Here is a 23,662-nt window from a genome sequence, read left to right as displayed (position 1 = left end):
GGTCCGCCTCGACAGTGAACCCCGCGCAGCCGGTCACAGGCAACGGGTTTTCCGCGACCGCGCCGTGGGGTGCACGGCCGGCCGAAGGGACCAGTCGCCGCCGTCGGCCGCGCCCGCGGTCCGCGGCCGCACCGCACCGGTGCGGACCGTCCTCCGGTCGGTCAGCCGCCGGCAGTACCCCTCGACCGGCCCCTCCTCGTGCCGCGCCAGCCACCACCGGCCCCAGCACAACTGCGCGACGAGGACGGTGACCGCGACGGTGACCACCGGGTGCGGGCCCGCGTCCGGCGGCACCACGGACCGGCCCAGCAGGGCCACCGCGGGCGTCGCGGTCAGGTAGCAGGTCACCGGCATCCGCCCGAGGGGGCGCAGCACCCACGCGAGCGCCGCGCCGACCAGCGGCAGCCGCAGCACCAGCAGCACCGCCGCGGCGCCTGCGGCGGCGGTGAGCAGGCCGGTGAGGCTCTGGATCTGCGTCTGGTAGGGGCCGCCGGGATGTACCCCATAGCCGAGCAGCATGCCGGTCGCGCCTCCGGATCCGATCAGCAGCACCGCCCACAGGTCCCGCGCATCGCGCGGCGGCCAGGCGGCGGGCGGGTGGCGGACGGCGGCCATGCCGAGCAGCAGCATCCCCGGAATCACCCAGTGCCCGCCCATCACCGTGACGCCGAGCACGGTGCCGAGCACGCCGGCCAGCAGCACGATCCAGCCGGGCAGCCAGGCCACGGGGAACAGCACCACCACCGCGATCACGACGAGCGGGAACAGCACGTCGCCCGGGTGCAGCAGCCCGTGCAGGGCGCCGAGGACGGCGAGCACCGCCAGGGGCCGCAGGGAGCCGAGCCACACGGCGACGGCGCGCTCACCACGCCGGACCCGGTGGTCCGCCAGGAGCGTCCCGACGGCACCGGCGAGGAAGGCGAGCAGCGGCAGCACCCGCTGCTCGGCGGCGGCGCCGAAGAGGAGCGGCCCCATGTCGCCGAAGCCGGGGGGCGAAACGCCGCCGGGCGCGACCAGGAGCGGGCTCGCGGCGAGGACCAGACCGGCGACCGCCGCCCCGAGCAGGGTCTCCGCCTCGGGCCCTAGGGCGGCGGGCGGCTCCGGGTCGAGTGTGCCGGGCCTTCGGCGCACCGTGTCGGTCATGAATCGGCTCCCCCGCTTCCGGACGCTGTCACCTTCCAGAAATCGCGCACGGGAGGGGGTACGGCAACGTCCGGGAGGGCGGTGGGACGTCAACAGTTCCGAAAAAAGGGGCAAAGTCCGGGGAAATACCATGCCGAACAGGGCACGACGGACGTCCCTGCGCGCATGCTCCGCCCGAGAAGTCAGGCCGCGGCCGGCCCGCCGATCAGCTCCCGCCCGGCCGCGACTCGGGCCGGAGGCCGGCCAGCAGCAGGTCGGCGTAGTAGCCGCCGATGGCCGCCCCCGACAGTTCGCCGTCGGGGCGGTACCACATGCCCAGGTGGTGCACGGCACCGAAGAAGTGGTTCACCACCAGGTCGGCGGGGATGTCGGTGCGGAAGTCCCCCTGCCGCTGGCCGGTCCGGATCATGTCGCGAAAGCGCTCGTGGTACTCGCGGCGCTGCCTGCGCACGGCGCCGCTCCGTTCCTCCGAGAGCATGTGCAGCGAACGGAAGAAGATCACCGTGTCGTCGAGGTTGTCCACAGTGGTGTGGACGACGTCGGCCGCCGCGGCGTGCAGCCGCTCGGGGAGTGGCCCCTCGGCCGTCGCGAAACCCTCCAGGCGGCGCGTCTGCATCGCGAGGACCCGCTGGTAGACGGCGAAGAGCAGGTCCTCCTTGGAGCTGAAGTAGTGGTACATCGCGCCCTTGGTCACCCCGGCCGCGTCCACGAGCTCCTGCACCGACGTGCGCTCGAACCCGCGCTCGGCGAACAGCCGGGTGGCGACGGTCAGCAGGCGGTCGGGGACCGAGAGGGAGTCGAGGTCCGAAGCGGAGGCGGCTCGCCGGTCGGTCTCGTCAGCCATGCGGTACTCCCTCGTGCGGTGGTCGTCGGTCCGGCTCCGGGCGGTGCCGGTCCGCTCCGGCGCCGCCGGTCCACACATCTCCCTCAGCGTAATGGAACGGACATACCACCCGGTCGGTGCCGGGCGTGGCCTGCGCCACGGGTGGTCTCGGGCCGGGCCACCGGGCACCATGGCGAGGTGGCCGATCCGCTGTGGACCGACGTCGCGCATGACGTCGATCCCGGGCTCATGGGCCCGCTGCCGAATCCGCGGGTCCCGCGCACCTCGGTGGCGGACTTGCAGATCCTCCTCGATCTCGTCGGGGAGCGCCCCTGGAAGTGCCGGTACTCCGAGGGCGCGACGGTGCCGCCGGTCCCCCGGGCGGACGCGGTGTTCGCCCGCCCGGCCCACGCCGAGTGCGCCGAATTGCGGGTCCGGCCGTCGCCGGACGTCCTGGCGATCTTCCGTTTCCAGGCGGCGGAGGAGATCGACTTCGACGTGGATCTGCGGGAGCTTCAGGGACCGGACCGGCTCGACCTCTTCTGCCGGTTCCTGCGGGACATCGGCCGTCGGCTCGGCAGACCGGTACTGATGGACCCGGAAGGCGACCACTGCCGTCCGGTGCTGGGATTCGACGTCGCCGCCGATCGTGGCGTGCTCCTGGCGGATCCACCGGCCGGCTGATGTCCGGCGCGGCGGCCGGGAGATCGGCGCGCTCGCGCACCGGCCGATGCTCACGGTGCCCACCGACCGTCCGGTGCATCAGATCCGCACCGCGATCAAGGAGACCGGCCGGGGCGGCCCCGTGGAGCTGCCGCCGCTGATCGACGCGCCGTTCGACGACGAGGGGGCGGTGCCGGCGGTCCTCGCGGCCGAGCCACAGCCGCCGCGTACGGCGTCGGGCACCTGCTCATCAACCGCGACCCGGACCGGCCACCGGCCGATGGCCGACGTGGCCCGTGCCGCCGTGTTCGCAATGAGGTGGACGCCGCGCCGGCTCTCGCCCGCGACACGCCGCGCCCGGCAGGATTCGCGTAATCGGCCGCGTCAGCGCAGGTCACGGCGGCGGGAGCGGACGGACTTCAGCGACACGCCGAGAGGGCGCCGCGGTCGCGTCCTAGGCTGGCGGCACGGCCGACTCGGTGAACGACGCTGGCCATCGAACGTATGTTCGACTATAATTCCGGCCTGTGAGTCTCTACAACGAACGGATCGACGTCAGGTCGACCACCGGCGGCCACCCCGCGCTCTTCGCCTGGCGCGGCCACATGTATCGCGTCCGCCGGATCATCGGCACCTGGGACAGCGCCCCGCACACCCCCGAGTTCGGCGCCCGCAACGGCACCGACGTCCGTCTGGTCCGGGTGGCGGCGGAGTCCGACCACGGCCAGGCCAACATCGCCGACATCAGCCTCGACACGGCCACGAACAACTGGACGATGCGCCGCCTCTGGAACTGACGCTTCGCGATCCCGGCCGGTCCGGCGGGTGCTCGCCCGGCCGGCCGGCACGGTCGGCGTGAGCCCGCGGCCCCTTCGCCGCCCGTCACCGCCTTCGACGCGGATCCACGCTCCCTCCGCGCGGTCGGCGCGCGACGCGGCGAGGAGGTCGTCGAGCGCGTCCTGCGGCCCCTGCAGCCGCGTGACCTCCCGCGCCATCCGGGCGCGCTCCTCATGGAGGCTGATCCAGCAGCCGCGCGATCACCGACGTCGGCCGACCCCGGCGAGCAGGGAGCGGATGCGGCGCACCGTCTCGGCGTCCGCTTCGGTGTGCTCACGCTGGCCGTGGCATGCCGTGCCGACCGCGGCGGGCCCCGATGCTCGCGGTAACGGAGCAGACGCCGACTCACGCGGTCTCACCCGCCAGATCCCCGACGCGCATCCGGCCTCCCCCCACCGCGCTTGACCTTCACACCCGTGTCAAGCCGTAGCGTCCCGTTGTCCTCGACGCCATCGAGCGGGAACTTGAGGAGTCGGCCATGCCGCGAGCGTTGGTCATCGGAGCGGGTCCGGGCATCGGCCGCTCCGTCGCCCGCCGGTTCGCGCGGGAGGGCGTGCCGATCGCCCTCCTCGCCCGGAGCGAGCGGAGCGTGGGGAGCGTGGCCGCTGACGTCGCGGCTCTGGGGGGTACAGGTCGTCACCGCGACCGCGGCCGGTGCCGAGCTCGGGATCCCGGACGTCGTGGTGTACAACGCCGCGGTGATCCGGCCCGGCGCTCCCGGCGACCTGACCGCGCGGACGCACCTGGACGGATGGGCGGTCAACGTGGTGAATGGTACGGACCGGCGGGCGCGCGGCCTCCGTCGCCGTGGGCGGGGTCGTCACGCCGGGCACGGCCTTCGACCCGGACGACATCGCCGAGCAGTACCGGCGGCCGCACAGCCGGCCGCGGCACCTCTGGGACCAGGAGGTGCGGCACGGCCGAGCGTCCTGGCGGCGGGCCGGCCGGGTCCGCGTCAGGCGTCGGCCTGGTCCTCCGCGGCGCCGTCGCCGCCGGAGTCCTCGCCCTCGGGCTCCTCCCCGCCGCCGTCCTCGGCCACGCACTCGTTCGTCGGGACATCGCCCACGTCGCTGAAGCCGAAGGCCACGGCCTCCCACTCCCCGGCGTCGTTCAGCTCGTACATGGCGTTCGCGGTCGCGATGCCGGACGCCGGCGAGTTCGGCAGATCGGAGACGTCGCCGCTCTCCAGGTCCTTGAGCTTCAGGTAGCGCTGGTCCACACAGAAGTCGATCTGCACCAGATCCGCGGAGTAGGCGCCGACCAGGCCGTCGTAGAGCCGGATGCTGCCGGCCGGGGCGGCCCCGGCCTCCGCCCACTCGTCGAGCAACAGGTTGAGCGACTCCACCGACGGACTGTCGTCCTGCAGCCAGGTGTCGATGAACGCGCGGTCCTCGCCGCCGCCGTACGCCGACTGGTACAGCGCCGCGTAGGTCTGGAAGAAGGCGTCGGTGGCCTCCCGCTGCGGCGCACCCGCCGGCTGGTCCAGCTCGATGATCACCTCGACGTCCTCGGGGAAGCCGTCCTCCCAGCCACCGGCCGCCGGTTCCGCGCTGGCGGCGGCGTCGGGCGACTCCTCCGACTCCCCCTCCGAACCGCATCCCGCCAGGACCAGACACGATCCGACCGCCACCGCGCCCAGCAGACGCTCCCGTGCTCGCATGCCGCGCTTCGCCCCTTCCGTCCCGCCACGGCCGTCCACCGTGGTCCGTGCCGCCCCGGCGCCGCTCATCCGGCGCCGAGGTGGGCACCACCCTGACGGCGGGGAAAGCGCTGTCGCAAGCCGCTCGTGGTGTGGGAAAACCGACGGAACGCCGTCGGCCCGTCCCGCATCTAACGGGCACCTGTCAGGTCTCGGCGGTGGCGTGGGCGGCGGTGGCACGGCAGACTCGACGGCCATGACGGAGGTTCCGACGGCCCGCTACAAGGCCCTGGTGGACGTGCACGTCCTGCTGCTCCGCGACGACGCACTGCTCCTGCTGCGCCGGGCGCACACCGGTTTCGCCGACGGCCAGTGGCAGCCGCCGGCCGGCCACCTGGAGGCGGGCGAAAGCGTCCTGGCGGCGGCACGGGAGGCGCGGGAGGAGGTCGGCGTGCGGATCGACCCGGCGGCGCTGCGGTTCGGGCACGTGTGCCACCACCGCAGCGCGGAGGGCCGGGTCGGCTTCTTCTTCGTCGCGCGGGAATGGGCGGGCGAGCCGTACAACGCCGAGCCGCACAAGCACGACGCGGTCGAATGGTTCCCGCTGGCCGCCCTTCCGTCCGACCTCGTCGACTACTGCGCGACCGGAGTCGCGGGCGCGCTGGCCGGGGTCGGCTTCGGCCTGCACGGCTGGCCGGACGGCGGCTGACCCGTTCGCTGCGGACCCGGCTCGGCGGGGGCGGCCGGGAGTCGTTCTACGATGTCAGGCGATGCGCATTCTCGTGGTCGAGGACGACGACCGCGTCGCACGGGGGCTGGTCACCGCGCTGCGCAACGCCGCCTACGACGTCACCCGGGTGTCCACCGCCGCGGCCGCGCTGCGCGCGCCGGCGGCGGACGTCGTGCTGCTCGACCTCGGGCTGCCGGACGCCGACGGCATCGACCTGCTCCGCCGGCTCCGCGAGCGCCCGGAGACCGCGATCATCGCCGTCACCGCGCGGGCCGAGGAGCGCGAGCGGGTGCGCGGGCTCCGCTCCGGGGCCGACGACTACGTGGTGAAGCCGTTCGGGATCGCCGAGCTGCTGGCGCGGATCGACGCCGTGCTCCGCCGGACCCGGGCCGCGCGCTCGGCGGCCGGCCGACCCGAGCCGCCGCTCACGGTCGGCCCCCTCTCGGTGGACGTGCGGGCGCGCGAGGCGGTGCTGGACTCCGCGCCACTGTCGCTCACCCGCAAGGAGTTCGACCTGCTCGCCCTGCTGGCGGCGCGCGCCCCCACGGTGGTCAGCCGGGAGGCGATCCTCGACCAGGTGTGGGGGGCGGCCTGGGAGTCGTCGTCCCGGACGCTGGACACCCACATCGCGGCGCTGCGCGGCAAACTCGGGGAGCGCGTGCGCATCCAGACGGCACGCGGCGTCGGCTACCGGCTGACCGCCGGGGCGGACTCGGGCTGAGTCGTGCTGCGCAGACTGCTCGTCGTGCTGCTGCCGCTGGCCTTCCTGCTGGTGGGAGCGCTGGGGGTACCACTGGCGACGCTGGTGGCCCAGCAGCGCACGGAAGAGATGTACGTCGACCGGCTCAACGATGTCGGCCGGTTCGCCTCACTCGCCGACTCCGCGCTCGCGACCGGCCGCACGCAGGCGCTGCGCATGGAGCTGGAACGCTACGAGGAGTTGTACGGGATTCCGGTCGCGCTGCTCGATCCGTCCAGCGAGGTGGTGATCAGCTCCAGCTCGGGCGGCCGGGTCACCGAGGCGCTCGCCGCTCTGGGCACCCGCCCGGTGCTCGCCCAGGCGCTCGCGGGGTACCGTCCCGAACCGCCGACCGCCGTGTGGCCGTGGGACGACCGCCCACTGATCCTCGCCGAGCCGGTGGGCCGGGACAGCGAGGTGGTGGGCGCCGTGGTGCTGGTGTCGCCCACGGACGAACTGCGCTCCGCCATCCTGCAGAACTGGGGCGCGCTGGCGCTGCTGGAGCTGGTCCCGCTGACCGGACTCGCCGCGGTCGCCTGGCCGGTGTCGCGGTGGGTGCTCCGCCCGGTCCGGACCCTGGACGAGGCCACGGCCGCCATCGCCGAGGGCGACCTCACCGTACGAGCGGACTCGGCCGGCGGCCCGCCGGAGCTGCGCCGGCTGGCCGCGTCGTTCAACGCGATGGTGGACGTGGTGGAGCGTTCCCTGCACCGCCAGCGCGCGTTCGTGTCGGACGCCTCCCACCAGCTGCGCAACCCGCTGGCCAGCCTCCGCCTCGCGGTCGAGAACCTGTCCCCCTACCTCACCGAACCGGAAGCGCGGGCCGCCTACGACGACGCGGTGGAGGAGGCGAAGGCGATGAACCGCATGCTCAACGCCCTCCTCGCCGCCACCCGCCTGGAGAGCTTCAGCAAGGCCGAGCCGGTGGACCTGGACCTGGTGCTGGAGACCCGGCTGGAACGGTGGCGGACCCTGGCGGCGGAGCGCGGACTCCACCTGGAGACACACGTCCCCGCTGGCCTACGGCTGCTGGAACCACCGGGCGGACTGGGCAGCATCCTCGACGAACTGATGAGCAACGCCATCAGACTGTCCGGCGGCGAACGCGTCGTGCTACGCGCCCGCCAGGGGGACCGGGTCGCCATCCACGTCAGCGACGACGGCGTCGGCCTGGACCCGGAAGAGCGGCAGAACGCACTGCGCCGCTTCTGGCGGGCGCCGAAGCACCAGAACGTGGTGGGCACCGGCCTCGGGCTCGCCATCTGCGCGGAACTGGTACAGGCGGCCGGCGGGGAACTGGCGTTGCAGCCGGGGCTGCCGCGGCCGCATGGGGACGGGTACGGGCTGGATGTCACGGTCCGGCTGCCGGCGGCGCCGATGGAAGTGGAATCGGAGTGACCGGAGTGCGGGGTTGGCCGATGGCGAGCTAGGACTGCGCTACCTGACCGATCTGTGCGGTTCATACATCAGGTGATGCGCGACCTGCAGTCCCGCGCGTACCTCGTCACTGCTCCGCAGCGATCCGAACCCAATGCCACCTGCGGCGGTCACCGCCCCACGAACCACGCCCCGCCGTCACTCGCCAGTGCGCGCTGGACCCTGGCGTGGATGTGCCGCGGCAGCGGCGGCATCCCGTCGATCGGGAACCACCGGACCTCCAGCGACTCGTCGCCGTCGGCGCGGGGCTCGCCGCCGACCGGGCGGCAGCGGAAGGCGATGTCCAGGTACTGCACCTGGTCGCCGTTCGCGTAGCTGAACGGCGGTTCGGTCACCACGCTGGAGACCCATAGCGGCTCGGCGTGCACACCGGTCTCCTCCAGGATCTCGCGGACCAGCGCCGTCGCGGGCTGCTCGCCGGGCTCCAGGATGCCGCCGGGGGTCGACCACTCGCCGTTGTCGGCCCTGCGGTGCAGCAGGATCCGCCCGGCCTCGTCCACGACGACGCCGGTCACCCCCATCAGCCAGAGCGGCCCGTGGCCGACGAGCTTGCGCAGTTCGACGATGAAATCGGGGGTCGCCATGACCCGACCCTACTGGCGCCCTGCGCCCCGCGGGCTCACGCCTTCTGTTCGCGGAACCAGCGCACCGCACCCGGGTGAAGGGGCACCGGTCCGGTGGCGATGCCGGTGCGGACGTTGATGTGCGCCGCCTCCGGGCGGTCGGCGGCGATCGCGGCGGACTCGGTGAACACCGTCTTGGCGACGACGTAGGCCACCTCCTCCGCCAGGTCGTCGCGTGCCACCAGCAGGTTGGGGATCGCCACCGTGTCGCACGCTGCGACGCCGGGGTAGGCGGTGGCGGGGATGGTGGCCGGGATGTAGGTGCTCGGATAGGCGTCGGCCAGCCGGTTCGCCTCCTCGCGCAGCGGCACGAACCGGATCTGGCTGCGCTCGGCGAGCCGGGACACCGCGGGTGTGGGGATGCCGGTCAGCGAGAACAGCGCGTCGATCTCGCCGGCGGTCAGCGCGTCGGCCGAGGCGGCCTGGTCCATGTGGACGGCCCGCACATCGAGTCCGGTCAGCTCGGCCAGGCGGCGCACCGTGAACTCGGTTCCCGACTCCTTCGCGCCGAACGACACCCGGCGCCCGGCGAGGTCGGCGAAGGAGTCGATCGGGGAGTCCGCGGCCACCACCAGGTGCAGGTGGCTGTCGTACACCCGGCCCAGCGCGGACAGACCCGCCGGGGGCTCGCCGCTCTCGCCCACCGCGGCGTCCAGGCTGGAGAACCCGATGTGCGCGCGTCGCTCGCGCAGCAGCCGCAGGTTCTCGGTGGAGGCGCTGCTGGGCAGCGCCGTGACCCGGGTCCGGGGGAGCCGCCGGTCGAGGAGTTCGGCGAGCGCCGCCCCGATCTCGCGGAAGACCGCGCCGGGCGGCCCGGTGGCCAGGACCAGCCGGGCCGGCCCGGACGCGCCGTCCGGCGCCGAGCAGCCGGCCAGCGCCGCGATGGCGCCGATCAGGGCCGCACGGCGGGTGACGACGGGATGTCCGGGCACGTGGTCAGCCTATGTCGGCCGCGCCGGGGCGCTCCGGGCGGCGGCGGGCCACCGGCCCAGCAAAGCCCCATTTCTCCGCATCTCCCCACACATCACCCATGGTGATGTCCGGCTACACACCGGCGCGAAATGTCAGATGAATCTGAAGTTTCGACCCCGTGGCTTGCCTGTTACGGGGGTCGGTGAGGAGCATCACGTGACGCCCCGCACATCGAACGCAGTGAATGGAGGTGCCCCGTGCCCGCCTTTGGACGAGCGGTCCGGCCCGGCGACGGCGGTTCCCCGGCCGATCCCCCGAAGCAGGACGCCACGAGCGGCCCCCGCAAGCGCTTCTACCACCAGCTCTACTTCTGGGTGCTGGTCGCCATCGCGCTCGGCATCATCGTGGGTGTGGCCTTCCCGGCGCAGGCGTCGGGCATGAAGTGGCTCGCGGACCTGTTCATCAAGCTCGTCAAGGTCGTCATCGCGCCGACCATCTTCTGCACCGTCGTGGTGGGCATCGCCAACCTCGGCGACCTCGCGAAGGCCGGCGGGCTGGCGCTCAAGACGCTGACCTACTTCATCGCCACCACGCTGCTGGCGCTGACGGTCGGCCTCATCACCGTCAACATCCTGCGTCCCGGTGTGGGCCTGAACCTGAGCTTCGACGAGGCCGACGCCGCCGACACCCTGGACGAGGCGTCGCAGACCGGCGGCGAGGGCATTTCGGGCTTCATCCTCCACCTGGTGCCGGACTCGTTCTTCTCCGCGTTCGTGGACGGCCAGCTGATCCAGGTCCTGGTGCTGGCGATCCTGGTGGCCTGCGCGCTCACCATGCTCGGCGGCCGTGCCAAGGGCGCCATCCGCGCGCTGGACACCTGCGCGCACGTCATGTTCGGCGTCATCAAGATCGTGATGTACGCCGCGCCCATCGGCGCGTTCGGCGGCATGGCGTACACCATCGGCGAGTACGGCGGCCAGATCCTGGGCAGTCTCGCCTACTTCATGCTCAGCTTCTACACGACCTGCGTGCTGTTCATCGTCGTCTTCCTGGGCCTCATCGCCCGGTTCACCGGCTTCAACCTGTTCAAGTTCATCCGGCTGATCCGCGACGAGCTGCTGATCGTGCTGGGCACCTCCTCCAGTGAGTCCGTCCTGCCGCGCATGATGGTCAAGCTGGAGGCCGCGGGCGCCAAGAAGTCGGTGGTCGGCCTGACCATCCCGACCGGGTACTCCTTCAACCTGGACGGCACCGCGATCTACATGACCATGGGCGCCATCTTCATCGCCCAGGCCACCGGGTCCGAGATCTCGGTGTGGACGCAGATCGGCCTGCTGCTCTTCATGCTGCTCTCCAGCAAGGGCGCGGCCGGCGTCAGCGGCGCCGGGCTGGTCACGCTCGCCGCCTCCCTGGCCGCCTTCGACAGCGTCATCCCGCTGGCCGGCATCGCGCTCATCGTCGGCATCGATCGGTTCATGTCCGAGGCCCGCGCGCTCACCAACCTGATCGGCAACGGCGTCGGCAGCCTGGTCATCGCCCGCTGGAACAACGACCTGGACCGGGACCGCCTCCGCGAGGTCCTGGACAACCCGAACCTCATCGACATGGACGCACTGATGCGCCCCGACCGCGGAGAGGACGAGAGCACCGGCACCGTCTCCGCCGACGAGCCGGCGCCGGCCGCCGCGGACGGCACGCCCGCGGCGCGGGCCGACGCCGGCAAGGAGCCCACCCCGGCCGGCTGAGCCGGCGGGCCCCGCGCCGGCCGTGCCGATCGGGTTCCCGGACGGGCGCCCCCGCACCTCCCCCAGGTGCGCGGGCGCCCGTCGCGTTCTCCGGGCGGCCATGGCCGCCGGACCGCCGGACGCGGGCGCGTACGATCGGAACGGCCATGAGGACCATCAGACGCGACGGCGAGTTCGAGACCGAGGTCAGGCGGTCGCGGTTCCGCTGCGCACTGGCCCGGGTCGCCGACGAGGCGGAGGCGCGCGCCTTCATCGCCGAACGGCGGCGGCTGCACTGGAACGCCACCCACAACTGCACGGCGTACGTGATCGGCCCGGACGCGCGGACGCAACGGTCCAGCGACGATGGTGAACCGTCCGGGACGGCCGGCCTGCCGATGCTGGAGGTGCTGCGCCACCGCGGGATCACCGACACGGTCGCGGTGGTCACCCGCTACTTCGGCGGCGTCAAGCTGGGCGCCGGTGGCCTGGTCCGGGCCTACGGCGGCACGGTGTCGGCGGCGCTCGACGCCGTGGGGGTCGTGGACCGGCGCACGCTCCCGGTGGTGGCCGTGCTGGCCGACTACCTGCTCGCCGGCCGGCTGGAAAGTGACCTGCGCGGCTCGCGGCACCACGTGCTCGCGGTGGAGTACGGCGCCGACGTCCGGCTCGACGTGGCCCTCGCCGAGGACGACGTGCCCGCCTTCGAGGCGTGGCTGGCCGAGGTCACCGGCGGCGCGGCGCTGTGCGAGGCCACGGGGAGCACCACGGTCGAGGTGCCGCCGGGCGAGGCGTGACGCCGGGGCCGGGTCGGGCACCCCGGCGTCCGCGGCGGCTCAGGCGGGCAGGTTCGCCTCGATCGCCTCGATGATCCGGGCGTCCTCGGGTTCGACGGAGGGCCGGAACCGGGCCAGCACCGTGCCGTCCGCGGCGACGAGGAACTTCTCGAAGTTCCACTGCACGTCGCCGGCCTCCCCCTCCGTGTCCGGGTGCCGGGTCAGTTCGGCGTAGAGGGGGTGGCGGCCCGGCCCGTTGACCTCGGTCTTGGCCAGCATCGGGAACGTCACGCCGTAGGTGAGCGAGCAGAACTCCCGGATCTCGGCGGCCGATCCGGGCTCCTGCCCCATGAACTGGTCACAGGGCACGCCGACCACGGAGAAGCCGCGCCCGGCATAGCGTTCGTGCAGCCGCTCCAGGCCGGCGTATTGCGGGGTGAGGCCGCACTTGGAGGCGGTGTTGACGATGAGCAGCAGCCGGTCGGCAGGGAGCGCGGTGGGCTCCCCTTCGAGGGTGCGCAGCTCGGTGTCGTGAATAGTCATGGTTCCGACCCTAGGCGGGCCGCCTCGATTCTGGGCCGTCGGCCCGCAACACCCGCGCCCGGACCCGCGGATCAACACGCCGGTGAGCGACCGGCCACGGGGCGTGTCGCCCGGCGGCCGGGCGTTCTAGGATTCGGCTACATGTCGTCGTCCTAGGGAGTGACCGCCGATGCGCGGCTGGCGGACCCCGTTGGTGCGCAGCGGGGGTCTCGTGCTGCTGCTGGCCGTCGCGGCGTGCACGGGAGGCGCGCCATCGGAGCCCGCGCCCGCGTCGCCGCGTCCGGTCCCCACCGCGTTCTCCGGCCCGGTCCCGCCCGGGCTCGGTGCCGAGCCGGTGCGGGTACTGCACGGAGCCGGCGGCGACGGGCCCGACATCCTCGACGACCCGATGGGCGTGCGGATCCAGTCGGTCGGCGACGCCTTCCTCATCAGCTCCAACAGCGAGGAACGGCACCTGCTGCAGCGCGCCGCCGACGGCGCCGCGCTGTGGGAGAGCGGTGAGCGGGTCGAGAGCTTCCGCACCGACCGTGGCGGAGCCGATGTGTTCGCGGTGACCTCCGGCGAGGGCGACCGCACCACGACCACGGTGGTGGACGCGGACGGGGAGACGGTGTGGTCGGGGTCCGATCCGCGCGACGGCTACCTGGACGGCTGGGTGGTGCGCCGTCCCTCCGGATGGAGCGCCGACGCCCCCTACGGCGAGTTCGCGGTGCGGGACACCGACGGCGACCCGGCCTGGACGTTCGCCTTCGAGGAGCCGACGGGCGAGGACGCCGGGAGCGACGGCGACGGATCCGGCGATACCGAGCGTACGGGCGTCCCCGTGGCCGCACGTGGCGACGTGCTGTTCCTGGACGACGGCACCGGCCGGCTGCAGGCGCGGGATCTCGGAGCGGACGGCGACCTGCTGTGGCGCGCGTCCGCCGACGATCCCGAGATCGCGCCGGGGCGCGCGCTCCCCCAGCCGCTCCCCCGGCTGGTGGGCTTCTATGATCTCCCCGGCACCGCGCCCGGCTCCGAGGGACGCGGGTCCGGCGGTCCCGATCCGGCGGAACCGTCCGGCGGAGCGAGTGCGGACGCCGGGTCCGGAGAATCCGGCGGCACGGAGCCGGACGACGGCCGCCCGACCGTTCTCATCCGCTGGGGGGTGCCCGAGGCCAGGTCCCGGCTGTCGCTGCACGACCTGCGCACCGGCGAGGTCCTGTGGTCGCTGCGCGAACCCGGCGCGAACCCGGTGGACCGCGCCTTCGGCGCCACGCCGGTGACCGGCACGGTGTTCGACCGCACCACCGGCACCCTGCTCGTCCCGCAGAGCAGCGGCGAGACGACGATGATCGGCCTGGACCTGGCGGCCGGGGAGATCCGCTGGCAGTTCGACGACGGTGCCGAGCGGGCGATCTCGCCCACGTTCGCGCTGGCCGGATACGTGTACGGGGACTCCCGTGGCGCCGACGACAACGACGACGTGCAGGTCGTGCTGGAGGCGGCCAGCAAGGACCTCCTCGCCGACGCGTTCACCGGATACGTCGAGGCCGTGACGGACGACGGCTACGCGCTGGTCGTCCAGGATCGGCAGCGTTTCGTCTTCCCACCTGCGGAGGACCACCCGACGGCGCACCGCCCGGCCGCGCCGTCGGGCACGGCCACCCCGCGCTGAGCCGGGTGGGAACGAACCCCACATCTCCACCAAATTGGTCGGGAGAGCGCGCAAAGCGGCGGCACTCCCTCCCCGAAGAGCCCCGACCTGGCGGCGCGCTCCCGCGAGGAGGCGGACACGGTCGCTGCCGGACTCGGCTCCCGCCCACGCGACAGGATCGGCCGGGACGCCCCCGCCGTCTCGATCGCCGACCGACCGCGCGTGTCACGGGAATCCACCCCCCGGCAGGTGCCCGGCCTCCCTCGTCCTGGCGATGCCAGGTGGCCCGCCCGCACCCCGGCCGCTTCCCTCGGGGCCGCCCCGGCCCCGGGGGAGCGCCGCCCGGCTACTGCCGGTTTCGAGCAGACTTCTCTACGATCTCGAAATATGAGCATGCCGGATAACCGACCCCCGACCGACGCGCCGCCGGACTTCGCCGAGGGTTTCCCGGAGCCCGATCCGGAACAGTGGCGGCGGCTGGTGGCCAAGGTCTTGCGCCGGAGCGGGGCGGAGATCGGACCCGATGAGGCGGCCCCGGAGCTCCGGCTGGCCCACACGACCTACGACGGCATCACGGTCCGGCCGCTCTACGTTCCCGGCGACGACCTCGACTCCGGCTACCCCGGACTGCCGCCGTTCACCCGGGGCGGGCGTCCCGAGGGGGCCGTCGCGCACGGCTGGGACGTGCGGCAGCGGCACGCACACCCGGATCCGGCGGTGACCCGCCGGGCGGTGCTCGCCGACCTGGAGAACGGGGTCACGTCACTGTGGCTGGTGGCCGGCCCGGCCGGGGTGCCCCCGGACGCCGTCCCCGACGTCCTGGCCGACGTCCATCTCGACTTCGCCCCGGTCACCCTGGAAGCGGGTGGCGCGTACGCCGCCGCCGCGGACGCGCTGCTCGCCGCGCACGCCGAGCGCGGCGTACCGCCGAGCGCGGTGCGCAGCGGCCTCGGCATCGACCCGATCGGCACGGCGGCGCGCACCGGCGAGCGGGCCGATGTGCGGGACGCGGCGGCGTTCGCGGCCGACCGCGCGGCCGGCCGCCCCGAGCTGCTCCTCATGACGGCGGACGCCACCCCCTACCACGACGCCGGCGGCTCGGAGGCCCAGGAGCTGGGCGCCGCCGTGGCCACCGGGGTCGAGTACCTGCGGGCCCTCACCGCCGCCGGCCTGCCGCTCGCCGACGCCGCCGCCCGCCTGGAGTTCCGTTTCGCGGCGACCGCCGACCAGTTCCTCACCATCGCCAAACTGCGGGCGGCGCGCGCGATGTGGCACCGCGTCACCGAGGTGTGCGGCCTGCCGGAGCGGCACCGCGCCATGCGCCTGCACGCCGTGACGTCGGCTGCCATGATGACGCGCCGCGACCCCTACGTGAACATGCTGCGGACCACCCTCGCCGCGTTCGCCGCCGGGGTGGCCGGGGCGGACGCCGTCACGGTCCGCCCGTTCGACGACGCCCTCGGACTGCCCGACGACTTCGCTCGCCGGATCGCCCGCAACACCCAGACGCTGCTGCTGGAGGAGGCGCACGTGGCGCGGGTCGCCGACCCGGCGGGCGGGTCGTTCTACGTCGAGCGCCTCACCGCCGAGTTGTACGCGAAGGGCTGGGCGTACCTCCAGCGGCTGGAGGCCGCTGGCGGCGCGGCCGCCGCGCTCTCCTCGGGGCTCGTCGCCGAGGACCTGCGCGAGATGTGGCAGCGGCGGCGCGCCGACCTGGCGCACCGCCGTACCCCGCTCACCGGTGTCAGCGAGTTCCCGGACCTCGCCGAACCCGCCGTCCGGCGCGAGCCCGCACCGGACGTGCCCGCGGCGGCCCCGGCGCTGCCCCGGCACCGTTACGCGGAGGAGTACGAGGCGCTGCGGGACCGTTCGGACGCCCACCTGGCGGCCACCGGCGAACGGCCGCGCGTGTTCCTCGCGACCCTCGGGCCGGTCGCCGACCACACCGCGCGGGCCACGTTCGCGGCGAACCTGTTCCGGGCCGGGGGGCTGGAACCGGTGGAGGCCGGCGCCCTGGACGGCCCGACGGCCGCCGCCGCGGCGTTCTCGGACAGCGGCGCGCGGGTCGCCTGCATCTGTTCCAGCGACGCGGTCTACGCCGAGCACGCGGCCGCGACGGCGGAGGCGCTGCGCGGCGCCGGGGCCGAGCGGGTGCTGATCGCCGGCCGGCCGGACGCGGGTCGTGCACAGGCGGTGGACGGAGCCGTCACCGCCGGCGGTGATGTGCTTAGCCTGTTGACAGGACTCGCCGACTTCCTGGAGGTGGCGGCCTGATGCTCCGGTCCCTGCGTACTCACGAAGGTAGGGCAGCATGACCACCCTTCCGGCCTCCGAGGCCGTCCCGGACTTCAGCCGGGTCGAGCCCGGCACCCCGGTCGCGCCCGCCGGGCAGGGGGCGGCCTGGCGCGAAGCGGTGTCCGCCGCCACGGGCAAGGGGCCCGTTTCCCTGGTGTGGGAGACCCCCGAGGGCATCAGCGTCCGGCCGCTCTACACCCGGGCCGACCGCGACGGGCTCTCGTTCGTCGGCGGCTACCCCGGCATCGCGCCGTACCTGCGCGGCCCCTACCCCACCATGTACGTCAACCAGCCGTGGACCATCCGCCAGTACGCCGGATTCTCCACGGCCCAGGAGTCCAACGCGTTCTACCGCCGCAATCTCGCGGCCGGCCAGAAGGGCCTGTCGGTGGCGTTCGACCTCGCCACCCACCGCGGGTACGACTCCGACCACCCGCGCGTGGCGGGAGACGTCGGCATGGCCGGGGTCGCCATCGACTCCATCCTCGACATGCGTCAGTTGTTCGACGGCATCCCGCTGGACCGGATGAGCGTGTCGATGACCATGAACGGCGCGGTGCTCCCGGTGATGGCGCTCTACATCGTGGCCGCGGAGGAGCAGGGGGTGTCGCCGGAGGCCTTGTCGGGGACCATCCAGAACGACATCCTCAAGGAGTTCATGGTCCGCAACACCTACATCTATCCGCCGCAGCCCTCGATGCGGATCATCTCCGACGTGTTCGCCTACACCTCCCAGCGGATGCCGCGGTTCAACTCCATCTCCATCTCCGGCTACCACATGCAGGAGGCCGGGGCCACCGCCGACCTGGAGCTCGGCTACACCCTCGCCGACGGCGTGGAGTACATCCGGGCCGGCCGCGACGCCGGGCTGCAGGTCGACTCCTTCGCACCGCGGCTCTCGTTCTTCTGGGCCATCGGCATGAACTTCTTCATGGAGGTCGCCAAGCTGCGCGCCGCCCGGCTGCTGTGGGCGCGGCTGGTCCGGGAGTTCGGCCCGCACGACCCCAAGTCGCTCTCCCTGCGCACCCACTCGCAGACCTCCGGCTGGTCGCTCACCGCGCAGGACGTCTTCACCAATGTGGTGCGCACCTGCGTCGAAGCCATGGCGGCCACCCAAGGGCACACCCAGTCGCTGCACACCAACGCGCTGGACGAGGCCCTGGCGCTGCCCACCGACTTCTCGGCCCGGATCGCACGCAACACCCAGCTCGTGCTCCAGCAGGAGTCCGGCATTACCCGCGTCATCGACCCGTGGGGCGGCAGCGCCTACGTCGAGCACCTCACCGCCGAGCTGGCCGCCCGGGCCTGGACGCACATCCGCGAGGTCGAGGAGGCCGGTGGCATGGCGCGGGCCATCGACGCCGGCATCCCGAAGCTGCGCATCGAGGAGGCCGCGGCGCGCACCCAGGCCCGCATCGACTCCGGCCGCCAGCCCGTCATCGGCGTCAACCGGTACCGCACCACCGACCGCGACGACATCGACGTGCTCAAGGTCGACAACACCCGGGTCCGCGCCGAGCAGCTGGAGAAGCTGCGCCGGTTGCGGGCCGAGCGCGACGATGCCGCCGTCCACGCGGCGCTGGAGCGGCTGACCCGCGCCGCCGCCGGCACCCCGCACGGCCTGACCCTGGAGAACAACCTGCTCGCGGCGGCGGTCGACGCCGCCCGGGCGCACGCCACGGTGGGCGAGATCTCCGACGCCATGGAGAAGGTGTTCGGGCGGCACTCCGGTCAGGTCCGTACCATCTCCGGTGTGTACCGCGACGAGGTCGGCACCGCCGCCGAGAACGACCCGCGGCTGGACTCGGTCGCCGAGCGCGTGGCCCGGTTCGAGGAGGACGAGGGGCGCCGCCCGCGCATTCTGGTGGCCAAGATGGGGCAGGACGGGCACGACCGCGGGCAGAAGGTCATCGCCACCGCGTTCGCCGACCTCGGTTTCGACGTCGACGTGGGCCCGCTCTTCCAGACGCCCGCCGAGGTGGCGCGGCAGGCGGTGGAGGCCGATGTCCACATCGTCGGGGTGTCATCGCTCGCCGCCGGGCACCTCACCCTGGTGCCGGCCCTGCGCGACGAGCTGGCGGCGCTCGGGCGCGAGGACATCATGATCGTCGTCGGCGGCGTCATTCCGCCCGCCGACCACGAGGCGCTGCGCGCGGCCGGAGCGGCCGCCATCTTCCCGCCGGGCACGGTCATCGCCGATGCGGCCCTCGGCCTGCTCGACCGGCTCACCGAGCGGCTCGGGCACGGATCGTGAGACCGCGCGCCGCGGAGGTGCCCCGATGAGCCGCAGCGTCGACATCGACGCGTACGCCGAGGGTGTGCTGGCCGGACACCGGCCCACGCTGGCGCGCGCCATCACGCTGGTGGAGTCGCGGCGGCCGGACCACGCCGAACTCGCCCAGCGGCTGCTGGTCCGGCTACTGCCGCACACCGGCACCGCGCACCGGGTCGGTATCACGGGGGTGCCGGGGGTGGGCAAGTCGACCTTCGTCGACGCGCTCGGCAGCCGGCTCACCGCGCAGGGGCACCGGGTGGCGGTCCTCGCCGTCGACCCCTCCTCCACCCGTACCGGGGGCAGCATCCTGGGCGACAAGACCCGCATGGCCCGGCTCGCCACCGACCCGAACGCGTTCGTCCGGCCGTCGCCCACCTCCGGCACGCTCGGCGGGGTGGCCCGTGCCACGCGGGAGACCATGCTGCTCATGGAGGCGGCCGGCTTCGACGTGGTGCTGGTCGAGACCGTCGGTGTGGGCCAGTCCGAGGTCACGGTCGCCAACATGGTCGACTGCTTCCTCGCCCTGGCCCTCGCCCGTACCGGCGACCAGCTCCAGGGCATCAAGAAGGGCCTGCTGGAGCTGGTCGACATCGTTGCCGTCAACAAGGCCGACGGCCCGCACGTGCGCGAGGCTCGGGCGGCCGCCCGCGAACTGTCCCGGGCGCTCCGGCTGCTGCGACCGCCCGGTCCGGCCTGGACGCCGCCCGTGCTCACCTGCAGCGGGCTGGAGGGCACCGGCCTGGACGAGGTGTGGGCCGCGGTGCTGGACCACCAGAGCGCACTGCGCCGCACCGGCGAGCTCGCCGAGAAGCGCGCCGCCCAGCAGGTCGACTGGATGTGGGCGCAGGTGCGCGAACAGCTGCTGGACCGGCTGCACCGGCATCCCGGGGTGCGGGAACGCTCGGCGGAGCTGGAGGCGCGCGTGCGTTCCGGGGAGCTGACCGCGACCCTGGGCGCCGAACGGCTGCTCGCCGCCTTCACCGACGACTCCGCTCGGTGACGACGGGCGGTCCGGCGGGTGGCCGACACCCCCGAGGTCAATTGTCCGGAACGTTAATATTCATCCCATTTACCCGGGCGGTATGCACCGCCACATCACGCAACTGCCGCAATTGGCGGACGCTACGGGAAAATTTCTCTGCCATCTCCATTCCCGTCCGCGCGATCCGCTAATACCGTGTGTGCTCAGAGCCTTACGGGAACAGGCGGAGCGGCGGCGGGTCCGATCGACCCGCCGAGTGGCGTGTTCATCCTCCGGCCGTCCTCCGCCGTGCGCGCGGGTGTCGGCCCTCGGGGTGGCCGCACCGGATTGCGCCGTTGCCCTATGGTTACAAGGGGACCCCTCAAACTGACGTGGGGCTGGGAGGAGTAAACGTGCACAGGCTTGGGCTGAGCACCCGGGTCGAGAACCACAGTGTGATCGTGCAGGTCGAAGGTGAACTCGACATCGCGACCGCTGGCGACCTCCAAGAGCATGTCCTGTCCGCCATCGACGCACACGGTCCGTGGCTGATCCTCGATTTCTCCCGACTGGACTTCATGGACTCCAGCGGGCTGAACGCCGTCATCAACAGCTACCGCGCCGTGAAGGAGCGGGGCGGTAGCCTGGCGCTCGCCGCGCCGAACGAACGCGTCACCAAGGTGGTGCGGCTGGTCGGCCTGCACCGCCAGGTGCCGGTGCACCGCACGGTGCCCGCCGCGGTCATCGCGATGGAGGCGCTGGAGGCCAAGAAGCAGGCCGGCTGACCGGAGGCCGTGACCGAGTCGCCGGCGTCCCCCGTCGCCCGGCGCCCCACCGCACCCCCTCCGATCGAATCGAAGTCCGGCCGACGGCGTGCCACCGTTCCCGCCCGCGCGGCGGGAGGCGGGGGCACGCCGTCGGCGTTCCGCGTGCCCCCGTCCGATCCCGGGGCCCTCGCCCGGCCTCCCACGCCGTGCGGCCACCGGGCTGCGGCCGTTCGGGCCCGCCTCGCCCGCCGACCCGCCCCACCGCGACATGAGGCCGGCGCACGGCTACGACATCGTCGATTAATCGGCTCCGGACACGTAAGGTGACGAAGTGGACACAATACGCGTCTGCCGCCGATCGACAGGGGGACCCGTCGTGCCGAAGCACCGCACCGTATCCGCCGCGTTCGCCGCGCTGGCCGTCGCGCCGGCGCTCGTCGTGGGCGACGCCGCCACCGCCCACGCCGCGTTCCCGCAGCCCGTCGTCGTCCATGACCACTTCCGCCCGTTCGCCGACGGTGTCGTCGCCGTGACCTACGACCCCGCGGTCCCCGCGGGCTCGCACGTCGCGGTCGGCGTGGTCCCGGAACCCACCGCGGCGGACACGCTGGGCATCCACCCGGACCATGCCCAGACCGAGTTCTGGGTCTCCTTCAACGGGCTGCTGCCCAGCCGCGCGTACAGCGCCCATCTGGCCACCGGGGCGTGCGGCGCGAGCCCGGCCGACGCCGGGCCGCGGTACCAGAACCTCGTCGACCCGGTGCAGCCGTCCGGCGACCCGCTGTACGCCAACCCGGCGAACGAGATGTGGCTGGACCTGACCAGCGACGAGTCCGGCACCGCCGCCGGCGAGACCACGGTGCCCTGGCGGGTGCGCCCGGGCGAGGCGCGGTCGATCGTCGTCCACGGCGAGCACACCCACACCCTCCCGGGCATCGCGGGGCAGGCGGGCGCGCGGCTCGCATGCGTCAACCTGCCGCTCTAGAATGGCGCGACCGGGCCGGTGGCGCCCAGCGTCCCGCCCGGCGACTCCGCCGGTCGATGGAAGAAGTCCAGTGCGCATCGAGGTCCCGTCCGCTCAGCCGGGGGCCGACGTGTACTGGCCGGAGCAGCTGGCGGCGTTCTGGTCCGCCCCGATATCCGCGCGCGGCGCCGCTCTCCGGAGGTTACTCGGCCACACCTATGCCCAGGCGCTGCAGATCCGATGGGAGCAGGGGCACTACCGGATCGTCTTCCTCCATGAACGCCGGGACCGGCCGGTGGAGGCCCCGCCGACCGGGCTGGCCGAACGCATGCTCGGCACCGCATTCCGCGCGCCGCCCGGCGCCTTCCCTCTCGACGGCACCCAGGAGCTGGAGCTGGGACCACCCGAGCGGAGCGCGCCCGTCACTTTCCCGCCTTCGGCGTGGGGCACGGTGGACGACGCCTTGTCGACGTGGCTGGACGAGTGGCTGCTGTTCCGCCGCAGCAGCGTGTGGGTCCGCCGGGACGACATCGCGCCGTCCTGGGAACAGACGCTGACCCGCCCCTGGCAACGGTGTGTCGGCGAGCTCGTGGGCGGCGCCCGGTGGGCGGCGGCCACCACGCTCAGCGCCAAGGGGTTCCCCACCTTTGCCGCACGCTTCGACCGGGGCCCCCTCGGAACCGACTGGGGCGACTACGGAACCGCCCTCATCATCGCGACCGCCACGGACGTGCACGTCATCCAGGTGGCTCTCTGGACCGACTGACGGACCGCCGAATCCGCAGAAGCCGGGGCGGAGCCCGCCGGTGACGGCGGGGCGGGCGCCGCGGTGACCGCGCCGCGCGCCCCGCCCGGTCCGGTCAGTCCGGGATGACGTTGCGCAGCACGATGCGCTCGGCGACCGTCCACGCCGTCGTCGCGGCCAGGTACAGGCCGGCGGCCAGCGGCACGAACGCCGCGATCGCCACGGTGATGAACGGCAGGTAGCTCATCGCGCCGAGGCCCGGCATCTGAGGCTGCCCCGCGACGGCGTTCTGCCGGAGCTGCGGCAGGGTCAGCCACTGCCGGGACGCCCACGCCACCACGGCGACCACCGCCAGCAGGACCGCGAAGACCACCGGCCCGGGGCCACCGGCGGCGAAGGCCTCCGGCAGGGCCGAGCCCAGCGGAACCCCGCCGAGCGTGCGGGTCAGCAGCGAGTTGGGCTCCCCGCCGATCTCGGGGGTGATGAAGAGCCCGTACAGCGCGACGAACACCGGCATCTGGGCGAGCATCGGCAGGCAACCGGCCAGCGGAGAGACCCCCTCCTCCGTGTAGATCTTCTGCATCTCGGTGGTCATCCGCTGTGGATCGTCACCGTGCGTCTCGCGGACCTTCAGCAGCCGCGGCATGATGCGGGCACGCGCCTTCTCGCCGCGTACCTGGGCGTAGTTCAGCGGCAGCACGGCCAGCCGCACGAGAGCGGTGAGCGCGATGACGGCGACGGCCGCGGCCGAGGCCCCGAACATCGGCTCGAAGTACCCGGTGAGACCGGTGACGACGGTATGGGCGAGACCGATCGCGGCCGCGATCGGCGGGAAACTGTACATCTGGACCTCGAAGCCCTCGACTGGTGGGGGAAGAACGGACACCTGAGCGGCGGGCCGGCGCGGAAGGTGGGCCGGGGTCGTGCCGCCAGAAGGCGGCCGTGGACGCACGGCGCGGTCAGCACCCGATGGCGAGGCGGCACCCCGCGGCACGCGCGGGGAACCTCCGGCGGAACGCGGCCGGCAGGCCGCGCGGTGGCGCGGACGGCGCCTCCGCCGGAATCAGCATCCGGCCGCCGGGGCGGCACCGGGTGCGCGCGGTCGCGGCCGACCGGGGGCGTCGGGGTCACGGAACGCGAGCAACGCCCCTCGCTCCGACCGGCGCAGCATGGCACCGCAGCGGGTCCGCACGTCGCTGTCGGCGCACGGCCTGGAGCGGCCGCCGCGCACGGTCACCCAGGCGAGGGCCGCGCCGACCGCCACCATGGCCAGCAGGGTGACCGGGCCGACGACCGGGCCGCCCAGGGGGAGCAGCGTGTCGAGGTCGGTGCCGAGAAGCAGCACGTGCGCAACCGCGTGGCAGATGGGCACGGCGTTCTCCTTCCCGGCAGGGGGCGTTACGCGCTCAGGATAGCGGGGCCCGGCGCGC

At 73.5% G+C, this 23,662-nt stretch carries 22 protein-coding genes; 14 read left to right on the top strand and 8 right to left on the bottom strand.

Annotated elements, in window-relative coordinates:
* Window positions 1-33: 33 nt before the first annotated feature.
* Both ACFQRF_RS01295 and ACFQRF_RS01290 read right to left on the bottom strand, forming a co-directional pair.
* Window positions 34-1,143 carry a DUF418 domain-containing protein gene (locus ACFQRF_RS01295; RefSeq protein ID WP_379868130.1) on the bottom strand — a complete coding sequence of 370 codons (1,110 nt, stop codon included), beginning with the start codon at window positions 1,141-1,143 and terminating at the stop codon, window positions 34-36.
* Window positions 1,144-1,348: 205 nt separating this feature from the next.
* Window positions 1,349-1,987, bottom strand: a complete 639-nt coding sequence (locus ACFQRF_RS01290; RefSeq protein ID WP_379868129.1) for a TetR/AcrR family transcriptional regulator — start codon at window positions 1,985-1,987, stop codon at window positions 1,349-1,351.
* Between the two features lie 177 nt (window positions 1,988-2,164).
* Here ACFQRF_RS01290 and ACFQRF_RS01285 point away from each other — a divergent pair, with 177 nt between their 5' ends.
* Together ACFQRF_RS01285 and ACFQRF_RS01280 are read left to right on the top strand one after the other, a co-directional pair.
* Window positions 2,165-2,650: a hypothetical protein gene (locus ACFQRF_RS01285; RefSeq protein WP_379868128.1), complete on the top strand. Its 486-nt coding sequence runs from the start codon at window positions 2,165-2,167 to the stop codon at window positions 2,648-2,650.
* A 506-nt stretch (window positions 2,651-3,156) separates the two neighbouring features.
* The gene (locus ACFQRF_RS01280) at window positions 3,157-3,426 is read left to right on the top strand and encodes a DUF6504 family protein (RefSeq protein ID WP_379868127.1); all 270 of its coding nucleotides are present in this window, start codon (window positions 3,157-3,159) and stop codon (window positions 3,424-3,426) included.
* Between the two features lie 995 nt (window positions 3,427-4,421).
* On the opposite strand, the gene ACFQRF_RS01275 is transcribed toward ACFQRF_RS01280, so the two are convergent.
* The gene (locus ACFQRF_RS01275; protein WP_379868126.1) at window positions 4,422-5,126 is read right to left on the bottom strand and encodes a hypothetical protein; all 705 of its coding nucleotides are present in this window, start codon (window positions 5,124-5,126) and stop codon (window positions 4,422-4,424) included.
* 235 nt (window positions 5,127-5,361) lie between these two features.
* On the opposite strand from ACFQRF_RS01275, the gene ACFQRF_RS01270 reads away from it, so the two are divergent.
* The 3 genes from ACFQRF_RS01270 (at window position 5,362) to ACFQRF_RS01260 (ending at window position 7,972) form a co-directional block, all read left to right on the top strand.
* Window positions 5,362-5,814, top strand: coding sequence for an NUDIX domain-containing protein (locus tag ACFQRF_RS01270; RefSeq protein ID WP_379868125.1), 453 nt, complete (start codon window positions 5,362-5,364; stop codon window positions 5,812-5,814).
* Window positions 5,815-5,875: 61 nt separating this feature from the next.
* On the top strand, window positions 5,876-6,556 hold the full coding sequence (locus ACFQRF_RS01265) for a response regulator transcription factor (protein WP_379868124.1): 681 nt from the start codon (window positions 5,876-5,878) through the stop codon (window positions 6,554-6,556).
* 3 nt (window positions 6,557-6,559) lie between these two features.
* Complete coding sequence (locus ACFQRF_RS01260) at window positions 6,560-7,972, top strand: sensor histidine kinase (RefSeq protein WP_379868123.1); 1,413 nt, start codon at window positions 6,560-6,562, stop codon at window positions 7,970-7,972.
* 149 nt (window positions 7,973-8,121) lie between these two features.
* Here ACFQRF_RS01260 and ACFQRF_RS01255 read toward each other — a convergent pair whose 3' ends face one another.
* Window positions 8,122-8,595, bottom strand: coding sequence for an NUDIX hydrolase (locus ACFQRF_RS01255; protein ID WP_379868122.1), 474 nt, complete (start codon window positions 8,593-8,595; stop codon window positions 8,122-8,124).
* A 35-nt stretch (window positions 8,596-8,630) separates the two neighbouring features.
* Window positions 8,631-9,566, bottom strand: a complete 936-nt coding sequence (locus tag ACFQRF_RS01250; protein ID WP_379868121.1) for a TAXI family TRAP transporter solute-binding subunit — start codon at window positions 9,564-9,566, stop codon at window positions 8,631-8,633.
* Between the two features lie 237 nt (window positions 9,567-9,803).
* On the opposite strand from ACFQRF_RS01250, the gene dctA reads away from it, so the two are divergent.
* On the top strand, window positions 9,804-11,291 hold the full coding sequence (gene dctA, locus ACFQRF_RS01245) for a C4-dicarboxylate transporter DctA (RefSeq protein WP_379868120.1): 1,488 nt from the start codon (window positions 9,804-9,806) through the stop codon (window positions 11,289-11,291).
* A gap of 146 nt (window positions 11,292-11,437) precedes the next feature.
* The gene (locus tag ACFQRF_RS01240; RefSeq protein WP_379868119.1) at window positions 11,438-12,067 is read left to right on the top strand and encodes a YigZ family protein; all 630 of its coding nucleotides are present in this window, start codon (window positions 11,438-11,440) and stop codon (window positions 12,065-12,067) included.
* 39 nt (window positions 12,068-12,106) lie between these two features.
* On the opposite strand, the gene ACFQRF_RS01235 is transcribed toward ACFQRF_RS01240, so the two are convergent.
* Window positions 12,107-12,589, bottom strand: coding sequence for a glutathione peroxidase (locus ACFQRF_RS01235; RefSeq protein ID WP_379868118.1), 483 nt, complete (start codon window positions 12,587-12,589; stop codon window positions 12,107-12,109).
* A gap of 169 nt (window positions 12,590-12,758) precedes the next feature.
* On the opposite strand from ACFQRF_RS01235, the gene ACFQRF_RS01230 reads away from it, so the two are divergent.
* The 7 genes from ACFQRF_RS01230 (at window position 12,759) to ACFQRF_RS01200 (ending at window position 22,253) form a co-directional block, all read left to right on the top strand.
* Window positions 12,759-14,246 (top strand): hypothetical protein, encoded by a 1,488-nt coding sequence (locus ACFQRF_RS01230; protein ID WP_379868117.1) that lies wholly within the window; start codon window positions 12,759-12,761, stop codon window positions 14,244-14,246.
* Between the two features lie 366 nt (window positions 14,247-14,612).
* Window positions 14,613-16,499 (top strand): methylmalonyl-CoA mutase family protein, encoded by a 1,887-nt coding sequence (locus tag ACFQRF_RS01225; RefSeq protein ID WP_379868116.1) that lies wholly within the window; start codon window positions 14,613-14,615, stop codon window positions 16,497-16,499.
* Between the two features lie 37 nt (window positions 16,500-16,536).
* Window positions 16,537-18,774: a methylmalonyl-CoA mutase gene (scpA, locus tag ACFQRF_RS01220; RefSeq protein ID WP_379868115.1), complete on the top strand. Its 2,238-nt coding sequence runs from the start codon at window positions 16,537-16,539 to the stop codon at window positions 18,772-18,774.
* A gap of 25 nt (window positions 18,775-18,799) precedes the next feature.
* Window positions 18,800-19,795, top strand: coding sequence for a methylmalonyl Co-A mutase-associated GTPase MeaB (gene meaB / locus ACFQRF_RS01215; RefSeq protein WP_379868114.1), 996 nt, complete (start codon window positions 18,800-18,802; stop codon window positions 19,793-19,795).
* Between the two features lie 374 nt (window positions 19,796-20,169).
* Window positions 20,170-20,541: an STAS domain-containing protein gene (locus ACFQRF_RS01210; RefSeq protein ID WP_379868113.1), complete on the top strand. Its 372-nt coding sequence runs from the start codon at window positions 20,170-20,172 to the stop codon at window positions 20,539-20,541.
* 358 nt (window positions 20,542-20,899) lie between these two features.
* Entirely contained in the window at window positions 20,900-21,508 is a 609-nt protein-coding gene (locus ACFQRF_RS01205) for a hypothetical protein (protein ID WP_379868112.1), read from the top strand.
* Between the two features lie 70 nt (window positions 21,509-21,578).
* Window positions 21,579-22,253 carry a hypothetical protein gene (locus ACFQRF_RS01200; RefSeq protein ID WP_379868111.1) on the top strand — a complete coding sequence of 225 codons (675 nt, stop codon included), beginning with the start codon at window positions 21,579-21,581 and terminating at the stop codon, window positions 22,251-22,253.
* A gap of 94 nt (window positions 22,254-22,347) precedes the next feature.
* Here the strand turns inward: ACFQRF_RS01200 and ACFQRF_RS01195 are convergent, their stop codons facing one another.
* Entirely contained in the window at window positions 22,348-23,076 is a 729-nt protein-coding gene (locus tag ACFQRF_RS01195) for a YidC/Oxa1 family membrane protein insertase (protein WP_379868110.1), read from the bottom strand.
* A gap of 219 nt (window positions 23,077-23,295) precedes the next feature.
* Window positions 23,296-23,604 carry a DUF6412 domain-containing protein gene (locus ACFQRF_RS01190; RefSeq protein WP_379868109.1) on the bottom strand — a complete coding sequence of 103 codons (309 nt, stop codon included), beginning with the start codon at window positions 23,602-23,604 and terminating at the stop codon, window positions 23,296-23,298.
* Between the last annotated feature and the right edge of the window lie 58 nt (window positions 23,605-23,662).

Origin of the sequence: Marinactinospora rubrisoli (assembly GCF_042664915.1) — a bacterium.
Classification (GTDB): Bacteria; Actinomycetota; Actinomycetes; order Streptosporangiales; family Streptosporangiaceae; genus Marinitenerispora; species Marinitenerispora rubrisoli.
The sequence above is the reverse complement of the archived record's forward strand: the minus strand, read 5'-3'. Positions and strand labels throughout refer to the sequence as shown.